Annotated in this window: 15 protein-coding genes and 1 pseudogene; 6 read left to right on the top strand and 10 right to left on the bottom strand. The window is 34.0% G+C overall.

Going from position 1 to position 17755, the window contains the following annotated elements; all coding sequences use genetic code 11:
* Nucleotides 1-5: 5 nt before the first annotated feature.
* Nucleotides 6-755 carry a hypothetical protein gene (locus AB1278_RS17540; RefSeq protein ID WP_429816027.1) on the bottom strand — a complete coding sequence of 250 codons (750 nt, stop codon included), beginning with the start codon at nucleotides 753-755 and terminating at the stop codon, nucleotides 6-8.
* A 372-nt stretch (nucleotides 756-1127) separates the two neighbouring features.
* Nucleotides 1128-1664 carry a helix-turn-helix transcriptional regulator gene (locus AB1278_RS17535; protein ID WP_429816024.1) on the bottom strand — a complete coding sequence of 179 codons (537 nt, stop codon included), beginning with the start codon at nucleotides 1662-1664 and terminating at the stop codon, nucleotides 1128-1130.
* An 859-nt stretch (nucleotides 1665-2523) separates the two neighbouring features.
* Here AB1278_RS17535 and AB1278_RS17530 point away from each other — a divergent pair.
* Together AB1278_RS17530 and AB1278_RS17525 are read left to right on the top strand one after the other, a co-directional pair.
* Nucleotides 2524-2790, top strand: coding sequence for a transposase (locus AB1278_RS17530; protein WP_429816021.1), 267 nt, complete (start codon nucleotides 2524-2526; stop codon nucleotides 2788-2790).
* 524 nt (nucleotides 2791-3314) lie between these two features.
* Nucleotides 3315-3515: an integrase core domain-containing protein gene (locus tag AB1278_RS17525; protein ID WP_429816018.1), complete on the top strand. Its 201-nt coding sequence runs from the start codon at nucleotides 3315-3317 to the stop codon at nucleotides 3513-3515.
* A 360-nt stretch (nucleotides 3516-3875) separates the two neighbouring features.
* Here AB1278_RS17525 and AB1278_RS17520 read toward each other — a convergent pair whose 3' ends face one another.
* Nucleotides 3876-5309, bottom strand: a complete 1434-nt coding sequence (locus AB1278_RS17520) for a tetratricopeptide repeat protein (RefSeq protein WP_429816015.1) — start codon at nucleotides 5307-5309, stop codon at nucleotides 3876-3878.
* Nucleotides 5310-5580: 271 nt separating this feature from the next.
* Between AB1278_RS17520 and AB1278_RS17515 the strand changes: the two genes are divergently transcribed.
* Together AB1278_RS17515 and AB1278_RS17510 are read left to right on the top strand one after the other, a co-directional pair.
* Nucleotides 5581-5904, top strand: a complete 324-nt coding sequence (locus tag AB1278_RS17515) for a hypothetical protein (protein ID WP_429816012.1) — start codon at nucleotides 5581-5583, stop codon at nucleotides 5902-5904.
* 272 nt (nucleotides 5905-6176) lie between these two features.
* Nucleotides 6177-6550, top strand: a pseudogene (locus AB1278_RS17510) (Rid family detoxifying hydrolase).
* 443 nt (nucleotides 6551-6993) lie between these two features.
* Here the strand turns inward: AB1278_RS17510 and AB1278_RS17505 are convergent.
* Nucleotides 6994-10062, bottom strand: coding sequence for a DNA polymerase III subunit alpha (locus AB1278_RS17505; protein WP_429816009.1), 3069 nt, complete (start codon nucleotides 10060-10062; stop codon nucleotides 6994-6996).
* Between the two features lie 7 nt (nucleotides 10063-10069).
* Complete coding sequence (dinB, locus tag AB1278_RS17500; protein WP_429816006.1) at nucleotides 10070-11212, bottom strand: DNA polymerase IV; 1143 nt, start codon at nucleotides 11210-11212, stop codon at nucleotides 10070-10072.
* A gap of 61 nt (nucleotides 11213-11273) precedes the next feature.
* Here dinB and AB1278_RS17495 point away from each other — a divergent pair, with 61 nt between their 5' ends.
* Complete coding sequence (locus AB1278_RS17495) at nucleotides 11274-12050, top strand: XRE family transcriptional regulator (protein WP_142716683.1); 777 nt, start codon at nucleotides 11274-11276, stop codon at nucleotides 12048-12050.
* 202 nt (nucleotides 12051-12252) lie between these two features.
* Here the strand turns inward: AB1278_RS17495 and AB1278_RS17490 are convergent, their stop codons facing one another.
* The 5 genes from AB1278_RS17490 to AB1278_RS17470 all read right to left on the bottom strand — a co-directional run bounded on the left by AB1278_RS17490 (nucleotide 12253) and on the right by AB1278_RS17470 (nucleotide 15655).
* Entirely contained in the window at nucleotides 12253-12615 is a 363-nt protein-coding gene (locus tag AB1278_RS17490; RefSeq protein ID WP_228451460.1) for a helix-turn-helix domain-containing protein, read from the bottom strand.
* Nucleotides 12605-13039, bottom strand: coding sequence for a transposase (locus AB1278_RS17485; protein ID WP_142716684.1), 435 nt, complete (start codon nucleotides 13037-13039; stop codon nucleotides 12605-12607). The genes AB1278_RS17490 and AB1278_RS17485 overlap by 11 nt, the downstream gene beginning before the upstream one ends.
* Before the next feature lie 292 nt (nucleotides 13040-13331).
* Entirely contained in the window at nucleotides 13332-14129 is a 798-nt protein-coding gene (locus AB1278_RS17480) for a hypothetical protein (RefSeq protein ID WP_142716685.1), read from the bottom strand.
* Between the two features lie 2 nt (nucleotides 14130-14131).
* Nucleotides 14132-14890 carry a hypothetical protein gene (locus tag AB1278_RS17475; RefSeq protein ID WP_142716686.1) on the bottom strand — a complete coding sequence of 253 codons (759 nt, stop codon included), beginning with the start codon at nucleotides 14888-14890 and terminating at the stop codon, nucleotides 14132-14134.
* A 9-nt stretch (nucleotides 14891-14899) separates the two neighbouring features.
* Nucleotides 14900-15655 carry a hypothetical protein gene (locus tag AB1278_RS17470; protein ID WP_142716687.1) on the bottom strand — a complete coding sequence of 252 codons (756 nt, stop codon included), beginning with the start codon at nucleotides 15653-15655 and terminating at the stop codon, nucleotides 14900-14902.
* Between the two features lie 754 nt (nucleotides 15656-16409).
* On the opposite strand from AB1278_RS17470, the gene AB1278_RS17465 reads away from it, so the two are divergent.
* Entirely contained in the window at nucleotides 16410-17666 is a 1257-nt protein-coding gene (locus AB1278_RS17465) for a tyrosine-type recombinase/integrase (RefSeq protein ID WP_142716688.1), read from the top strand.
* Nucleotides 17667-17755 lie beyond the last annotated feature (89 nt).

The following is a 17755-nucleotide window of genomic DNA, read 5'->3' as shown; positions in this document are numbered from 1 at the left end:
TCATATTATTTTCCTAGATAAACAAAAGTTCTAAAACTTATATATTTAGGTTCAAGAGGGAAGGATTCACCTCTTCCATTACTGTTTAGTGTTACATTAGAATGACTGTGAGAACCGCTTAATGTTGAAACTATTTCTTCTCTGAGTGTTCCATATAAACCTCCTCTATTTGCGAGATTTATTGCTTTGCCACCTGTTGGGGGGGCATGATTAATCTTTTGCTGGAAATTATGAGTATGGCTTCCTTCTATACTTGTTGTTCCACTCATGGGAAACTTTGGTAGGTTCTCCTTTTTCAAGGTTTGTGACAAATTTCCACTTACTATTCCAACAGAAGTATGATCACCTGAGTTTTTACTTATTTTATTTCTAAAATCGGGAAGCGAAGTAAATCCTAGAGATTTTGCATTTGTTTTGGCTATTTCTGGCAGAACATCTTTTGATCTTCCATCTAGTAAATACCAGCCATCATGATCAATTTCCTGTATGCCATCTTTTATATCTCCTATAACATTATTCTCAATATTAGAAGAACCTACCCTAAGCAAGTACCCCTGATCGTCCACATAAAGTAAGTCGGTAGTTTCTGATTTTACTGGTAAATCCCGAATCCTGAGTTCGCCACCTACATCGAGCATTGCCGTTGGTTGTGTTACTTTTATTCCAATCTGTGAAAACATATTTCCTGATTGCAAAACTGAAATTAAAATAATAGTTTGAAATAAACTGTTACTCCAAAAAAAATTCTTTTTCATCACTAAAGTATTTATGTATAAAATTATCTATTCTATATTCTATGTGTTTTATCTAAATCAGCTAAATTATCTAGTACATTTTAGCGCCTTTAATGGAAAGGAAATCTATAAATTCCATACAGGTAATTATATTCACGAAGGCACTAGGTAAATTTTGACTTATCATTTGTATTTCTTTGCAAAACAATTAATAAATAGATAGATATTCAAAATAAGCAACTCACAATATTATCATCATCTCAAAAAGAGTGAAATTAATAAAGTGTTAGATGTTGATAATGAGATATTTAATGATCTTATCTGTTATTTTGATAAGAGCAATTGTTTTGATAATATATAAGATTTGATGAATCATTTATTTAGTAGCTATGCTTAAATGTTGTTTTTCAGCTGTTCTCTTAACCAAATATTAATATTTTCATCCGGAGGTATGTGCAATCTTTTACGGATCCTAGTTTTTTTATTTTCAACTGTTCTGTGTGTTATATAGGTAAACTGAGCAATTTCCTTGGCAGTAAAATTGAAAGTAAGCAAGGCACAAAATCGTAGTTCACTGGTAGCGAGGTTAGGATTAATTTTTAATAGCCTTTCTGTAAAAGCAGGATATACATCCTGGAACCGGGCTAAAAATTCTGAATTGTTGGTCTTGGCGAGACGTAACAACTCTTCAAAGCTTTCATTAAGCCGTGTCCGAAGTAATACAGTCTCACTATCTTTTTCCTCAATAATGAACCTCTTTGTTTCAAGGTGGCTCTCTTTATCAACTATAATTCTGTTTCTATTTCTAATTGTTTTTAGATACAAATAAATTGAGGGTGAAAAAACTATTAAACATATGGATGCCATAATATATAGCTTTTGATCGTTTTTTTTGGGGGGGCTGCTCAAGTAAAATGTGTTTATTTTCATCCGTTTTTAGTAATTATTTTCTAAATAAATAAAAGTATTAGTCTCAATATTGGAATAGTTAAAGTTATGTTCCCATCATTAATATTTGTTATATAGACATAAGTCAATCTATAGAGCAATTGATAATTATCAGCTAAAGAATAATTGGTAAGCATCTATTTATCATTGTTTTAAATTACTCTTGAAGAACGTGAATGGCCCTGTTATGAATTTATTTTTAACCTCCGTTTCAAGACTCCAACTCAATTCAAAATACCTGAACTTCTCATATAGTTAATCAAATGAAGAATCGGTAAATTAGATTATGATGTTTTTAATAAGATAATAGAACAGAAAGAACTTTAACATTTACCTTTCTTAGTTGTATTTATCGTAGTTTTAGAATTAGCTTAATTATATTTATTGGGTGTCATTCATTCAAAGTGATATATAAAAATATGAGATCAAATAATTATATTTCCAGAAATTCCTGATGAGAAATTACAGTTGGACTTTAAGGTTATCCATCAGTGTATTATTGTACTAAACTGATTTTTCTATCGCGTATTTTGATAGTTCCGTTTTTAAGCAGAAGTCTATCAGTCTTTTGAGCTTATGTTTGGGCGCTAATTTTAAAATTTATGACTTTCAGTTCTTTGATGCAAAATAAACAATAAGGAGCTGAATATACCAAAATAACAACCTCACAATATTATCATCACGATGAAAAAAACAGATATAAGCTTATGTTGGTATGCGGAATTGTTTCCGATTTCTAACAGATCGAAAAAATCTTATTAAACAGTAATAAATAAATTATCCTGTAATCTTCCCTTAAAACCGAAGCATTTAAAAATGTAGTTTTTAAATTTGGAAGATAATGAAAAACAGTACATTTTCAGAAGTTCAGATCATTAAGATTTTATCTGAGCAAAATCAAGGAAGAATGGTGAACGAGATTTGCCGGGAGCACGGCATCAGCCAACCCACATTTTATAAGTGGAAGAGCAAATATGGCGGTTTGGATGTTCAGCAACTCTCGCAGATGAAAGAACTTGAAAAGGAACTTTCTCGATACAAAAAAATTGTAGCGGAACTTACCTTGGAAAATGCGGTGAAGAAAGATGTGATCGCAAAAAAGCTTTAACACCTTCCGAGAAGCGGGATCCTGTTGTTTATTCCGTATCACAGCACTGAGTAAGCACTCGAATTTGTTTAAACTTTTCATCATAAACAGATCGGTATTTTATTCCAAAAACAAGAAAAACAATGAAGATAATAAGATCCGGGAAGAGCTGGTGTTGCTCGCAGAACAGCATCAGACCTCGGGATTCTGGACGATGCACCACCGTTTGAGAAATTTGGGTTCGGATGGGACCACAAGCATGTTTACAGTATTTACAAATCAATGAAACTGAATGGGACGCAAACGAAAGAAACGGCTTCCGGCAAGGGTTAAGGAGCCTTCGCTTCGACCTATTTATCCCAATGTAAAGTGGCTTTTATGTATGATACTTTGGAGAATGGTAGAAGCGTTTGAAGCCTTAATGTTATTGATGGTTTTAACAGGTAAATTTTGAATATACTATTGATATCTGTTTGACGTCAACAAGAGTAGTTTTGCAACTGAAACAACTGATCGACTGACGTGGGAAACCGGAAAAAATAAGAGTGGATGATGGTCTGGAGTCTATTGCTCAAAAACTAAAAGACTGGTATAATAAAAATGAGATTGCTCTTTATTATATTCAGTCTGGAAAACCCACGCAAAAGTCTCTGGTAGAAGGATTCAACAGGATTTTTCGTACAGAATTTTTAGATGTTTATCTTTTTGAGAACATCAGGCAGATGAGAAATTATTCAGAAATCTGAATGTGGATGTATAATAAATGAGCGCCCTTACAAGTCATTTAACTACCTCACGCCAAGGGATTTTGTTGAAATATGGAAAACTTGCCCAAACTAAGGCAACCAGTTTTGCGCATTCCAACAAAATTTTAACAACAACAAGGAATTATTAACCAGAAACTCTATTTTTGAGTGTGCATAAAGTGAGTAAATACATAGCTAGATAAGACACCATGAAGCAAGTGAAAAAATAAAACCAAATAAAGTAGGTATATTGTACCTCCCAAATAATGTAGACTGTCTTAATAAACTATAGATATCTGATTGGAAGTAATAATAACTAAATTAAAAATAAGTGCAATGTTTTTGTTGGATATAATAGGGCTATTGATTCCAAATCCATTGATTAAAATCTGTGTCAGCAGGTAATTTTAGTTTCTTACGAAGTCTGTATTTTTTGGATTCTACTGTACGAATTGACATGTTTCCGTATTGCGCTATTTCTTTGTTGGAGAATTTTAATTTTACATATGCAATAAACTTCATATCATTGAGTGTAAGTTCAGAATAATTGAATGTTAAAGTATTATAAAATTCTGGATAATATTCTCTGAATTTAAGTATAAAAACAGGGTCTCCGTTAATAGCATGCTCAACAATTTCATTAACTGATAGATTTGATTTTTTTTCAACAATAACTACTATTTTATTTGCTTCACCAGTTATTGTTCTCTTTCTACTTCCTTGTCTTATAAAGTTAATAATTAAAACAACAGTTATGCTTGCCGAAATAACAGATATGATGATATAAGTATATTGGGTTGTAGTTTTCTTCTCTTTCTCAATATGTTTGCTTGCCAGTATTTCAATCGGGATAGCTAAGGCTTTCCTTTGAGTATTATAGAGACTGTCAGTCAAGTTCGAGTATTTTTGAAGGTATTCATTTTGCTTATGAACGTTGTGAAGTTCTTTATATGTTTCAGCTAGGAGCTTGTAGGTAGTTTGGTCCCTTTTTTTTAGTCCAGCTCTTTTAGAAATTTTCAACGAACTAAACAGACTTGCTAGGGCTTTACTGTACTCTTTTTTAGCTAAATATAGTTTTCCATATCCACGAAGTACATTCGATTTGCCTTCAGAAGAAGCTGCTTGGCGTAAAGTTTCCGCTTTTTTTAAGTAGTACTTTGCTGAATCTAATTGATTAAGTGCTATATGTTTATCTGCAATTTCTACAAATAGCATGGGTGTAGGAGATTTCATGCATAAACGTTCCATTATGCAGGCAGAATCTTTCATGTCTAGTTTTTCAAAACTTGATCTTTTCCATTCGTAAATATAATATAATTGCTTGTTTTTTAACTTTTCATTCTTAATTTCTCGAGAGTACTTTATTGCTTCATCGAAACTGGATAACCCCTTTTCATAAAGGCCAAGTGCATAATAGTTCCGTCCATAGACAATATGTAATCTAGTGAGTATTTCTTTGTTTTTTATATTGTTGTGTTTGCTTACGTATTCTAATATCTCGAAACTTTCCTTATTTTTCATAAGGCCGCATAAAGTTGCGGCTATACCTATGTACCCTTTTGCTGCGCCTTCTTGGTAACCTATTTTTTGTGACTCTTTAATCAGTTTTTTTTCCAATAATATCTTTCCTTCCAGGTTACCGATATCATATAATTTTTTAACCTCGTATTTTTGCAGACTGTCAATTTTCTGGATGGTATATTTTTGTGCTCCTAACAGAATATGTGTAAAAAGTAATAATATTGAAATTACTTTATAATGCTTAAAATTTATATAATAATTGGTTATGATCATTGATTAGTTTTTTTTTAGGTATTTCTAAATTAGCCAAAAAAAAAATATAATAATTGTGCTGTGGTATTATTTTAGTGGTATTATGCTAAATATATTTAATTATGTTTTAAATATGTGTATTCTTAATTATCAGATCAACTCGTGGCTATAATTTTTCTGGCCTTTGGCTTACTTTTAAAAATTTTTTCATAGGTTTTGCTGCAACAATATTTAATTAAGGTAGATTACAATCTATTATGTTGCCAAATATAATGCTGCCCATATCTCAAAAATGGCTCTTTTCGGAGCTGCGGGTCCAACCTGGACAAAACGTGCCGATTTTAATTACGGACTTTGGACAAAAGAAGATGTTAATGGGCTGATCAACCCTAACAACACCAACCGTCTGGAATTATTCGCTAAATTCGGTAAGATATTTCCTGCCAATGAGAATAGCGTATCTGCTGGACATGGAGCGTGGTCGGGTAATCTTCAGGCACAGGCTTCACCTTATGCCATGGCTGAAGGATTAAAAATATTGAGAGATAATGATCTTCGTGACGATTTGAAAAAAATTGCAGTTCCCTACCTTGATCCTTCCCGGAAAACAGGATAAAATCTTGTTCTTATGATCCTGCTGAACAAATGCTTGCCCCTACTTAAAAATTCAACTTTGCTTCCCTTGGAAAAAAGTGGTCATGCACTGTTTATCGAAGAGCTGGATAAATTTAATATCGAATTATTAAACTTCATCAAAAAATAATATAACATAATTAGAATATGAGGTTAGTTTGGAACCTAACCTCATGTTTATTAAATACTTTTTTATCAATAAGACCATTTTACTCCTATCTATATTTTTAATGACTTCGTGCGGGCTAAAAAAACATTATAATTGCAAACCATTCTAATCTACCTAAAGCAATAGGACCTTATAGCCATTCAACACGATATGGGAATCTTATTTTTATATCGGGGCAAATATGGCTTGAAGCAAATAACAACATCCTAAAACAAGGAATTGAAGAGCAGACAGTTCAGATTTTTGAAAACTTAAAGGCTGTCCTTGAAAACAATCATTCTGATTTAAAGCATGTAACCAAGTCAACCATTTATGTAACAGATATAAACAGTTTGAAAAAGTCAACAGGATCTACGACCGATATTTTGGTAGCAATTTTCCGGCAAAGAGTACCGTTCAGGTGATCGCACTTCCTAAAAATGCCAGTATAGAAATTGAATGCATAGCTGTAAGGAAATAAATGAACAAAATAATAAGATACTTAACTAATAATTGTAAGGTTTTATAAATTAATGACTTGTGATATACTTGTCATGCTTTGCGTAGTATAGTTATTCTATGGACTATTTCAAAAGATATTAGTAGCTTTCTTTTAATGATATTCTTGTTTGTATTATCATTTAATATTCAAAATAGTGATCAGAAGCCTCATCCAATATCTATCATCAATATATTGTAATGAATAATCGATACAAAAATTTTTGTGAAACCAATAAATTATGCTACATCCAGAATCTGATTTTAGGAAATAGAAGCTAATTTTCAATTATTAATTTCAGCGATATATAACCATTGGTTTCGCAGAAGTGAAATCTTATCAATCCTTATATAACGGTTAATTCGAAATGTTAAATTTACCGGACATTAGATATTTATAGTCTATACCGGTTATTAACTTTTATTTCAAATTAATTTTTTTCTTGGCAACACAATTTCATATTCCAAGGGATATGGCTCACGTGATGTCTTGCTTACATCCTCTCTAAGACTCTGTTCTATCTCTTTAGATTTTTCTTCATCCATAGAATACCTAGGATCCGCAATTAGAGGCATCTTTGACATTCTTGTAATGGTCACCGTTGGAAAATGATAATCCACTTCAACAGTTCCTAATAAAAGATAGATTCCGCCTTCCTTAAAGGGAAACTTTTTCAGGCTGTCCGGAAAATGTGCTGTATCAAAATATTGACCTTCGGCATCAATCCAGGTTCCAAAGTACATATCATCTCTATTACCATATTTGTTTTTAATAGGAACGTGTTTTCTTGAGATGAGATAGGCCAGCATTCTGACCTGTTTCTTATGATATTTTAAAAGATCGTTAACCATTACATCACCTCTGTGTTTGGTTTTCAAGAGATCAAAAATCGAATAGGACACAGGAAAGCCTAATATTTCAATTTCGTCGAATGCGTCTTCAAAAGGGTTTCTTTCTATGATAGGTAACTGGTAATCTTTCTGAGACTCTTCAAATAAAGAGATGATTTTCGTTTTATATTGATTTTTAGACAACAGGAATCTTGCTTCGATCAGTAATTCGTGTTTTTGTTTTCCGGTAAATCGGAAAGCCCCGACAAAAATCAGAATCTGTAAAGTCTCAATTCCGATGTTGACTCTTTTGACAAAATCCTCCAATGATTTGTAATCACCGTTTTCTTTACGTTCTTTTGGAATAAGCAATTTAACAGTAGCTTCTAATTTCTCAATATGCATCAACCCTAAATAAACATGAGTTTCATATACGGTAGTTTGAAATTCACTGAGGTTAACACAAGGATTATGTATAGAAGCACCAGCCATCCTGGCTTCATGAACATAGACTTCTGTTCTGTAAAAGCCTCCGCCATTATTGATGGCAGAGACCATAAACTCAACAGGGTAGTATGCTTTTAAGTAAAGACTCTGATAGCTTTCCATCGCATAGGAAGCTGAATGGGCTTTACAGAAAGAATACCCCGCGAAAGATTCGATCTGTCGATAGACCTCCTGAGAGAGCTGCTCAGGATGTCCTTTTTTCTTACAGGATTCAAAAAAATCATCTTTTAATTTTTGCAAAGCTGATAATGATCTTCCTTTTCCGCTCATCGCCCTACGCAGAACATCACCATTCTCTGCGGATACCCCGCCATAATGAAGAGCAATTTTGATCACATCTTCCTGATAGACCATAATGCCGTAGGTTTCACCCAGTTCCTTTTCAAAGACTTCATGAAAATATTCAAACTGACCAGGATGGTTATGACGGAATATATATTCCCGCATCATTCCGCTTTGTGCGACACCGGGACGGATAATTGATGAAGCAGCAACCAATACTTTGTAGTTGTCGCATTTCAGCCGTCGCAATAATCCGCGCATCGCAGGTGATTCGATATAAAAACAACCTATGGTTTTTCCTCTACTCAAAAGCTCATTGCATTTTGCTTCATTTTTTGAAATCGTTGTATCTTCAATGTCTATGGGAATCCCTCTTTTTTCTTCTATAAGATTAACAGCATCTTTAATGGTCCCTAAACCTCTTTGGGATAAAATGTCAAATTTTTCCAGACCTATTTCTTCAGCAGTATGCATATCGAACTGCACAATTGGGAACTCTTTGGGCGGAAATTCCAGGGCTGAATAATTGGTAATCGGTTCCTCAGAGATCAGAATCCCACAGGAGTGCATACTTCTTTGATTAGGAAAACCAATCATCATCTGTTCATATTTATAAATCTCCTGAACAACAGCATTCTGATCATGCTGTTCTTTTGGTTTTTTAGACAGCTGATCCAGTTCATCTTTAGGCAGTCCGAATACTTTTCCCAGCTCCCTGAACCTTGATTTTCTTTTAAATTCAACGTTGGTTCCGCAAAAAGCCACATGGTCTTTGCCATATTTACCAAAAATATATTCCAAAATAGCATCGCGGTTCTTCCAGCTCCAGTCGATATCAAAATCGGGAGGTGTTTTCCTGTTGAGGTTCAAAAAGCGTTCAAAGTAAAGATCCAGTTCCAAAGGACAGATATCAGAAATACCTAAACAATAGGCGATGATACTGTTGGCCCCGCTTCCTCGGCCCACATGCATAAATCCCATTCGGTTACTGTACTGGATAATGTCCCAGGTAATTAAAAAATAACCACAAAAATTGAGTTGATCAATGACTGTGAGTTCTTTTTTGACCCTTTCAACAGCCTGCCTGTTTCGATCAGGATATTTTCTGGCCAATCCTTCATAAGCCAGCTTTGACAGTAATTCAAAATCACTTTCCTTGCTCTCGGTAAAATGCTTTTTATTTTTCGGAGTTTTAAAATCAAAATCGAAGCTGCATACATCAACAATGAATTTGGTGTTTTCAATGATCTCGGGGTAATTTGTAAATTGATTCAAAAGCTTTTTTTTATCGATAAAAGATTCATTGTTTTTGCAATAATCCGTCTCAGCCAGTTTTGTAAAGAGTATGTTGCCATCGATTGCACGCAACACTTTATGAAGTTCATATTCTTCATCCGTCTTAAAAGTTACCGGATTATGGATAACCATTTTATGAATTAAAGATTTAAGTTCTGGTTTGACTAACAAATTCAATTCATCTTGCCTGATGCCTATAAATTCGTGTTCCAATAATACTTCAGGAATATTTTCTAAAGAATAGATAACAAAACAATTTTCCAATTGAGGGTTTGTTTTTGGAATGTCTATGCCTTCACAATTATAATCAGTCAAAAGCCGGTTGACCTCTGCTATCCCTTTAGGATTCTTCGCCAAGCAGATATAATGCTGTTCATTTTCAACCCTAATGTCAACACCTACAATCGGCTTAATACCTCTATCTTGGCACAATTTATAAAATTGGTAGATTCCGGTTACTGTGTTAATATCCGTTATTGCCAAAACTTTTAGCTGATATTCCACAGCCAGTTCGACCAGATCTTCAACAGAAATAGTCCCATAACGAAGGCTATGATAGGTATGACAATTCAGAAACATCTTGTACTTATTTTAATAAACCTGAGGCTCTTCCTACACTTGAAGTTCCAAACCTGTTCTTGATTTTATCCATTGTCTGGTACAGTGATATCAACTCTTCCGTATCTTCAAAGAGATCCATTTGATGGCATCCGTGAACCAGTCCGGTAAACTTTACTCCAACTAACCTGATTCTCATACGTCTGGTATATACTTTTTTAAAAAGTTCCAAAACATACCTGAGCAGGGTATGGTCAGCTGAGGTGTAAGGAATCCTGCATTGTTTGGTTTCCGTATCAAAATTGGCATAGCGGAGTTTTACCACCACTACTGATACCAGCCATTTCTCTGCGCGGAGCTGATAACAGAGCTTTTCAACCATTCCTGAGAGTATACTTTGAATACCTTGAATATCGATGCTATCCTGGGCAAAAGTATCTTCTGTAGAAATAGATTTTCTTTCCGAATAAGGAACCACAGGATTTTCGTCAATTCCGTGCGCTTTTTTCCAGAGTTCATTTCCGTTTTTACCAATCAACTGCTGAAGCACATCAACAGGCATTTCAGAAAGTGTTTGTATCGTTCTGATCCCCAGTCTTGAGAGCAGCTGAAAGGTTACATCTCCGACCATAGGAATCTTCTTTACCGAAAGCGGGTTTAAAAACGGCTGTATGTCAGACTTTTTCACTTCCAATCTTCCGATTGGCTTTGATTCTCCGGTTCCGATTTTGGATACGGTCTTATTGGTGGATAAAGCAAAACTTATCGGTAAACCTGTATTTTTCTGCACGCTTTCTGCTATTTCATGCGTCCATTTGTAACATCCGAAAAACTGATCCATTCCGGAAAGATCCAAATAAAATTCATCAATACTTGCCTTTTCAAGAACAGGAACTTTTTCCTGAATAATTTCCGTTACCATATGGGACATATTGGAATACATTTCCATATCTCCCTTAATGACTTTAGCTTCGGGACAAAGCCGTAAAGCCATTTTAATCGGCATGGCACTTCTTACTCCGAAAAAACGGGTCTCATAAGAGCAGGACGCCACTACACCACGGTCTCCACCTCCGATGATCACAGGCTTATTCTCGAGTTCAGAGTTTTTCAGCCTTTCACAGGAAACAAAGAACGTATCCAGATCCATATGTACAATTGCTCTTTCCATGTTACAAAATTAGTTACGTTTTGAAACAAATTTTGTACTTTTGTTGTCTAAAATTGTAACAATGTCAAAATTCTCTGATAACATCGTGTTTTTGAGAGGAAAGAAAAATATGACTCAGCAAGAACTGGCAGATCTATTAATTCTTACCCGATCCAGATATGTCGCCTATGAATACGGCAGAACAGAACCTCCTATTGAAATATTGCTTAGAATTTCAAAATTCTATAACATCAGCATCGATCTATTGTTGACTGTAGATGTCAGAAAATTTTCCATCGATGAACTCATGGAGCTTCCTGAGAACAGGATCATTCTGCCTATAAAGGTTGATCCAGATGGAAACAATCAGATTGAGATTATCCCCCAAAAAGCTTCTATGGGCTACCTGAATGGCTATGGAGATCCGGAATACATAGAAGGTCTGGAGACCATATCATTACCTTTTTTAAAAGGGGGTAAGTTCAGGGCATTTCCAGCTGACGGAGATTCAATGCCCCCCTATAAAAACGGAACCTATATTGTAGGAAAATATGTTGAAAATCTTTCGGACTTGAAAACGGACAGAACGTATGTTTTTATTACCACCAATGATGGTATCAGTTACAAAAGATTTCAGTTTCATGAAGCAGATGGTATATGGGTAAAGGCTGACAATCAATTTTATGAGCCTTATAAAATTCCATTAGCTGAAATTAAAGAAATCTGGGAATTTGCCTGTAGTATTAACACCAAAGAATATGAGCCTGATGAATTTGCAGAACACCATATTCAAAACTTTATCACGGAAATTAAAACCGATATCAAACAGATCAAAGAAAAAATGGGAGATAAGAATTGAATTTATTTTGAGTACACGGCATAATCAAAAAACTTCCCCGAAGGGAAGCTCAAAAAACACAAATGATGAAAAAAATCCCATAATGTGGGATACTGCTAATATAAATATTTTTAATTTAAAGTTAAATAATCCCGTTAAGTTTACCTTATGCTCAGGAAAGAAGCTGATGTGCTTAAAAATAAAATTTAATAGTCTACTACACTTAAACATGATGTTTAGAAATCATTTTTTTCCATTTTGTAACTGTATTTCGGCTTAATCCAAAATGGTATGCCAATTGGCTGTTACTATATTTGTATTTCTTCTGATAATCAAGAATCTTTTGAATTGAAACGAGATCATAAGAACGAAGTCTCTGATTAAATTTTTCTATTTCTTTATCCTTCTTCTCAAAAATTATATTGTTGAGTTCTATAATATCTATTTGGGATAAATCAGCTTTATTAAGCAGGGAAATACATTTTTCCTTTTTTTCCGGAAACTTAGTCTTGATTATATCAGTATAAATCTGTTTATAATTTGGAGTAGTTTTTTTTGAAATCATAATTTGGATTTTATTTTTCATTACTGGATTTATATTTATTAATCCATTTAAATAAAGTTGTTTTGGGAATTCTATACCTTTCAATTACGTGATTTCTTGTTATTTCTCCAGCCTCTATCTGCTCAATAATAAAATCTATTATTTCTTTGGTATAAATATTTTTCCGGAATTTTGGAAGGGAAGATTTTGTTGTTAATGTTTTTACTTTCCCTTTAGATGAGGGAGAATACAGAATCAAATGCTGGGAGTATATTCTAAAAAAATCATATTCCAAAAGCTTGCTCCACTTCAAAAGGATTTCGCAGTCCAAACTTTGGGCTTCGTACATTTTTTCAATTTCTCCTACCGAAAATTTGAAAAAGTTACAGATACGAGATATATCTATCTCATTTTCTATAACTTTTTCTTTAATCATTTTCCCTATGTATATCTTTTTAAAATTCATTATTTACAGTTATTTATTAACTAATAAAACATGCCTGACATCAACATTTCAATTAATTTTAATTGTGAGCATATCTAAATTTTCCCGTTTCTATCAAATAAATCTATCCTATGCTCTCATTTTACCTTTCATTCTAATTAAAATATGTTTGATTGAAACGATTTCATTAATCCACACTCTATTTCCAGGGCTAATGCAAATAATGAATGAATTTTAGGTCTGTTTACATATTATTTATGATTAATTTGTGTTTTTAAGATTCCAAAGGAAAATTGTAATGATTAAGATTATTTTAAAAATGTTTTCTTACAGTTATACTGGAAACAGTGGCTGTAGACAATGTACTTGAGTTATCTGCTCTCATTCTGTATTGGACCTGAATTTGGTCCCCGGCGGTTAAGTTACCCATCCAATACAATGGCATATCTCCTTGTGCACCTCCTGCCCCTGTTCCATAATATGAAATAGCCAATACTGTAGAGGTTGTACTGTTAAAAATCCGGGCCCCAAATGCCTTAGAGTTACCATTAGTACTTGATAATCGTAAAGAGACATCTCCAAAAAATGAGTACAGGCCCGTTGCTGGCACTGTAAATGTTCCACCACTATGAATATTTCCTATGTCCACACTTTCTGTTGTAAAATTCATTGTAGTCCAGGCTGAATAGTTAGGCATTGTATAGGTTGCAGCGACCACTGCCGGTTTTCCGGCAAATAAAACCTTGGTCAGATTATTATTGTTTATTTCTGTATGAACATCGGCGGTCTCTCCAATGCTTTCCCATTGGGTACCTGTCCAAATATAAAATGTATCCTGGAATACATTATTGGGAGAGGTACCACTGTTCAAAAGATTATATACCAAAGTGCCTTGTTCCGGCGAGTTTGTTGAGGATGTTACAGAAATTGTAGTGATATCATCAGTTCCCAGTAATTGGACTCTTGGAATTAGTAATCCTTTATTGGTACTATATACATCCAGTATTGTACTGGTATCAGGATTGTTTAATCCTATGCCTACCTGAGACTTTATCGATATGCTGCAAGAAATAAACAGCAGGTATAATATATAGATAATTTGTTTTTTCATAATTACTGATATTTATAAATGTTGATTGTTCCGGATTCAATTCTATAGTTATTGGCGGTATAGATATATTTAAAAGTCATAAGATCATTTAAAATTAAGTTCTGGGTGCTGATTATGGTAGTGTACATCCTGTTGTTGATTAAGTTATCCCTTCCAAATGCACTGACAAGTGAAGTAGTCCCTTTTAATATATCATGAGTAGTAGTTCCTCCATTATTTCCTATATTTGACATTTCGGTAATAAACTCAAGCATATATATTCCTGTAGAAGAGATTTTATACTGGCTTGTGCTACTGTTCCATCCGGCATACTTATCGACAAGAATTTCCGAAGGAGTAAGGGTAAGAGTGGTGAAAGCACCTCCTCCAGCTGATCCTATAGGGACAGTGGCTTTTTGACCAACAGCAGCACTGAATATTAACAAAGGAATATTTGCAGCCGCAATAATATCATCAGTTGATGCTGTATTTGCCTGATGGTGATATTTATTATCACTTCCCCAATAGGTTATTCCTTTGATGATATCGCTGGCAGTGTTTGAATTTGTATTATAAAACATTACCCCTGTTGCCGGAGAGGCAATAGGGCTTGCTGCATCAGCATTATCTGTCACGGATAAGCTTGGAACCCTTAGGGCTTTATTATTTGAATCGAGTTTTAAAATGGCTGATTGTGAAACATTGGCTGATCCTATCACCATCTGGGCATTATTCATAATGGCCATTAATCCCAGAAATAAGATGAGAAGTTTTGATTTCATAAGATTGATTTAATTATTTGATATTTTGGAAATGGAAACATTAGGGTTGGTAATCTGATATGCGGCATTAGAAGACTGTACGCTGAATGTTATGAGGTCATTGGCTACCAGTTTTACACTGCAGGTACTTGATACACCTCCGAATTGATATCGTTTATCTGTTCCGTAGCTGCATATATTGACTCCGTTTTTTTGTACATAAACCATTGCCCCTCCATTCGTGTCTCCGGAGACATTTCTTAGATCCACATTAAAGGAAATTACATAGCCACCAGCACTTTGAATTCTGTATCCAGTATAAGCAGGGCCTCCTTGTGCCCCTGCTGGAGAATTCTTGTATAAAGTATTAAAGGTGAGATTTGTGATTGTGCCGGCAGCAATACTACCTGAAGCAGCTATATTACTTGCCGCAAAAACAGGGGTTATAAATGGAATTTTTGCAACTTCAGTTTTTACCTCCTGTTTCGACCACATTTTTTCCCATACCGTTCCATTATAGGCATAAAGACCTTTGGTAACAGAAGTATTCCCTGTTCCGGCTGCAGCTGTGTTGTAAACAATAAATCCTGTTTTAGGATTGGCAACTGTTGTTATGTCTAGAGTAGAAGTGAGTGCAACGAGTGGAAGTTGAATCCCTTTATTGGCAGCAGTTATATCCAGAGCAGCGGATGGGTCCGGGTTTGTAGTCCCAATGCCAACTCCTCCTTGCTGTGCGCTAATACTGAGGCTATTAATAGCCAAGATTAAAATAAGTTTTTTTTTCATAATCCTATTTTTATAAAAGATTGATTTTGTTACATAATGTGCCATTCACATATAAAAATTAAGCCCCTTTCTTTCTCATCACCTGTGTAGTGTAATAGTGGCATATTTGAGGGAAACCAGAAGGGGCTTAAATATTATAATTAAATCACTTTTTTTGGGAAATTTTATAAATTGTATGTTATTAATATGTTTTCATTATTTCTAAAAAATTGGCGGGCAAAAGCTGTAGAGCAACGCGCCCGCCACAGTAAAAACTTATAAATAATATTTATTAAGTGAATGAAGCGTGTTGGTAAGTGTGTATGTATTTAGCTAATACTGTCCCAAATAAGCTTATAGTTTTTTTTCATCCAAATAAGATTTGGAATGGAGACATTCATTTCAGTTTGAGAAGACTCTATCGGGCAGAGTCGGGGATTTAATAATAAAAATTTTTCCATTTTTTTAGGTTGTTGTGTTAATTTCATGTGTGTTTACATAAAGTAGTCCTGTTTAGACTTTTTTTTATGATATATATCTGCATATTAGTTTATTAATAAATGAACAATTGTTGTAATTGAATTATGTTGGTTGTTTGTGATAATGTATAATTTTTAACAAAAAACATTCTTAATCCAGTTAAAATATTAATACGCAAAAAGTTAATTTTGTTTGCCTAGTAAAATATTTATTATATATTTGTAAGTGAAAGGTAGTCTAAACAGGACTACCTTTTGATTTATATTAGCTGGAAATTAACCTAATATTTCTAGTAATGACTTTTAAATTTTTCATTTCTGATCGTGGATTGGCAAAAGAATCTATTCATTTAAAAATTGAAAATCAATCGGGTCAGCCGCTCTTCAATTTCAAAACTCCGCTGAGAATCTGCCAGGAAGATTGGGACAGTAAAAAACAACGTCCCAATAATATTTACCTGAAGTGCTATAAAAAAATTAATACTAAGCTGGATGCTCTGAAAATACGGTTAGCAGAGTGTATTGAAGAAGATCAGTCTAAGGGAAAACTTTCTTCACAAAGATATCTGTTCAAAGAAATAAAAAATCTCTGCAGTAAAGAGAAAGAGGATTATCCAAAAGATTCACTGCTTTGTTTTATCAATATGTATATTTCCTCAAAACAAGAATACATTTGCCAGTCAACTTATAAAAGATATAAAGTATTTTTTAACTTTATTGAGAGGTTTGAAGGTTTTACAGCTAAGAGACTGTACGTAAATAGTATGGATGGAGATTTTATCAGAAGATTTATTTCTTTTGGAAAGGAAGAGGCTTACAGTGAGAACACTATATACAGAACTATTCATTTTATTAAAACAATTCTAAACTTCGCTGAAAGAAAGGGTATAAGAACTGCTGTCAGGGAATTGGATATAAGACGGGAGAGGCAAAACAGAATCGTCATAAATCTTACTGAAAAGGAAGTGATGAAAATAGAAAAGGTTAAAGTCCCAAGGGAGCTGCAGGCTGCCAAAGAGTGGCTTCTTATAAGTTGCTATACCGGTCAGAGAGTCTCAGATTTTATGAAATTTAATTCAGATCAAATGAAGAAAGTGAATGACCGGGTGTGTATTTCTTTCATCCAGCAAAAAACAAAAAAAGAGATCCTGCTGCCCATACATCCAGTTGTTTTAGAAATTATTAAACGGTATAAAAATAATTTCCCCCCAAAACTTTCCGCTACGAAATACAATAACCATATTAAACAAATTGGCCGGATTGCTCAGCTCAATGAGTCTGTAAATGCGGTAAAACGTGTAGGGCACAGGGTAAAAAAATTAATAGTTGAAAAATGGGAAGCACTCACCAGTCATATTGGGCGGAGAAGTTTTGCAACCAACTTTTATGGGAAAATTCCCACTCCTTTACTAATGCAGGCAACCGGACATACTACAGAGCAGATGTTTATGAAATATATTAATCCTGTTGATGAAAGCCATACTATCAGTTTGGGTAACTATTTTGACAAAACATATAAGGAAAGTTATTTTGGAGGCATGGCCGCCAGTTAACTCAATAATTGGAGGAAGCAATCTTCTTTAATTTAATATTTACAGCAATCTAATCAACGTTTTACTTGCAGACGGTTTAACATGTCTTA

The sequence above is a fragment of the Chryseobacterium sp. NRRL B-14798 genome (assembly GCF_050470705.1).
Lineage (GTDB): Bacteria > Bacteroidota > Bacteroidia > Flavobacteriales > Weeksellaceae > Chryseobacterium > Chryseobacterium cupriresistens.
Note: the sequence above shows the minus strand (reverse complement) of the source record. Positions and strands in the feature narration are given on the sequence as shown.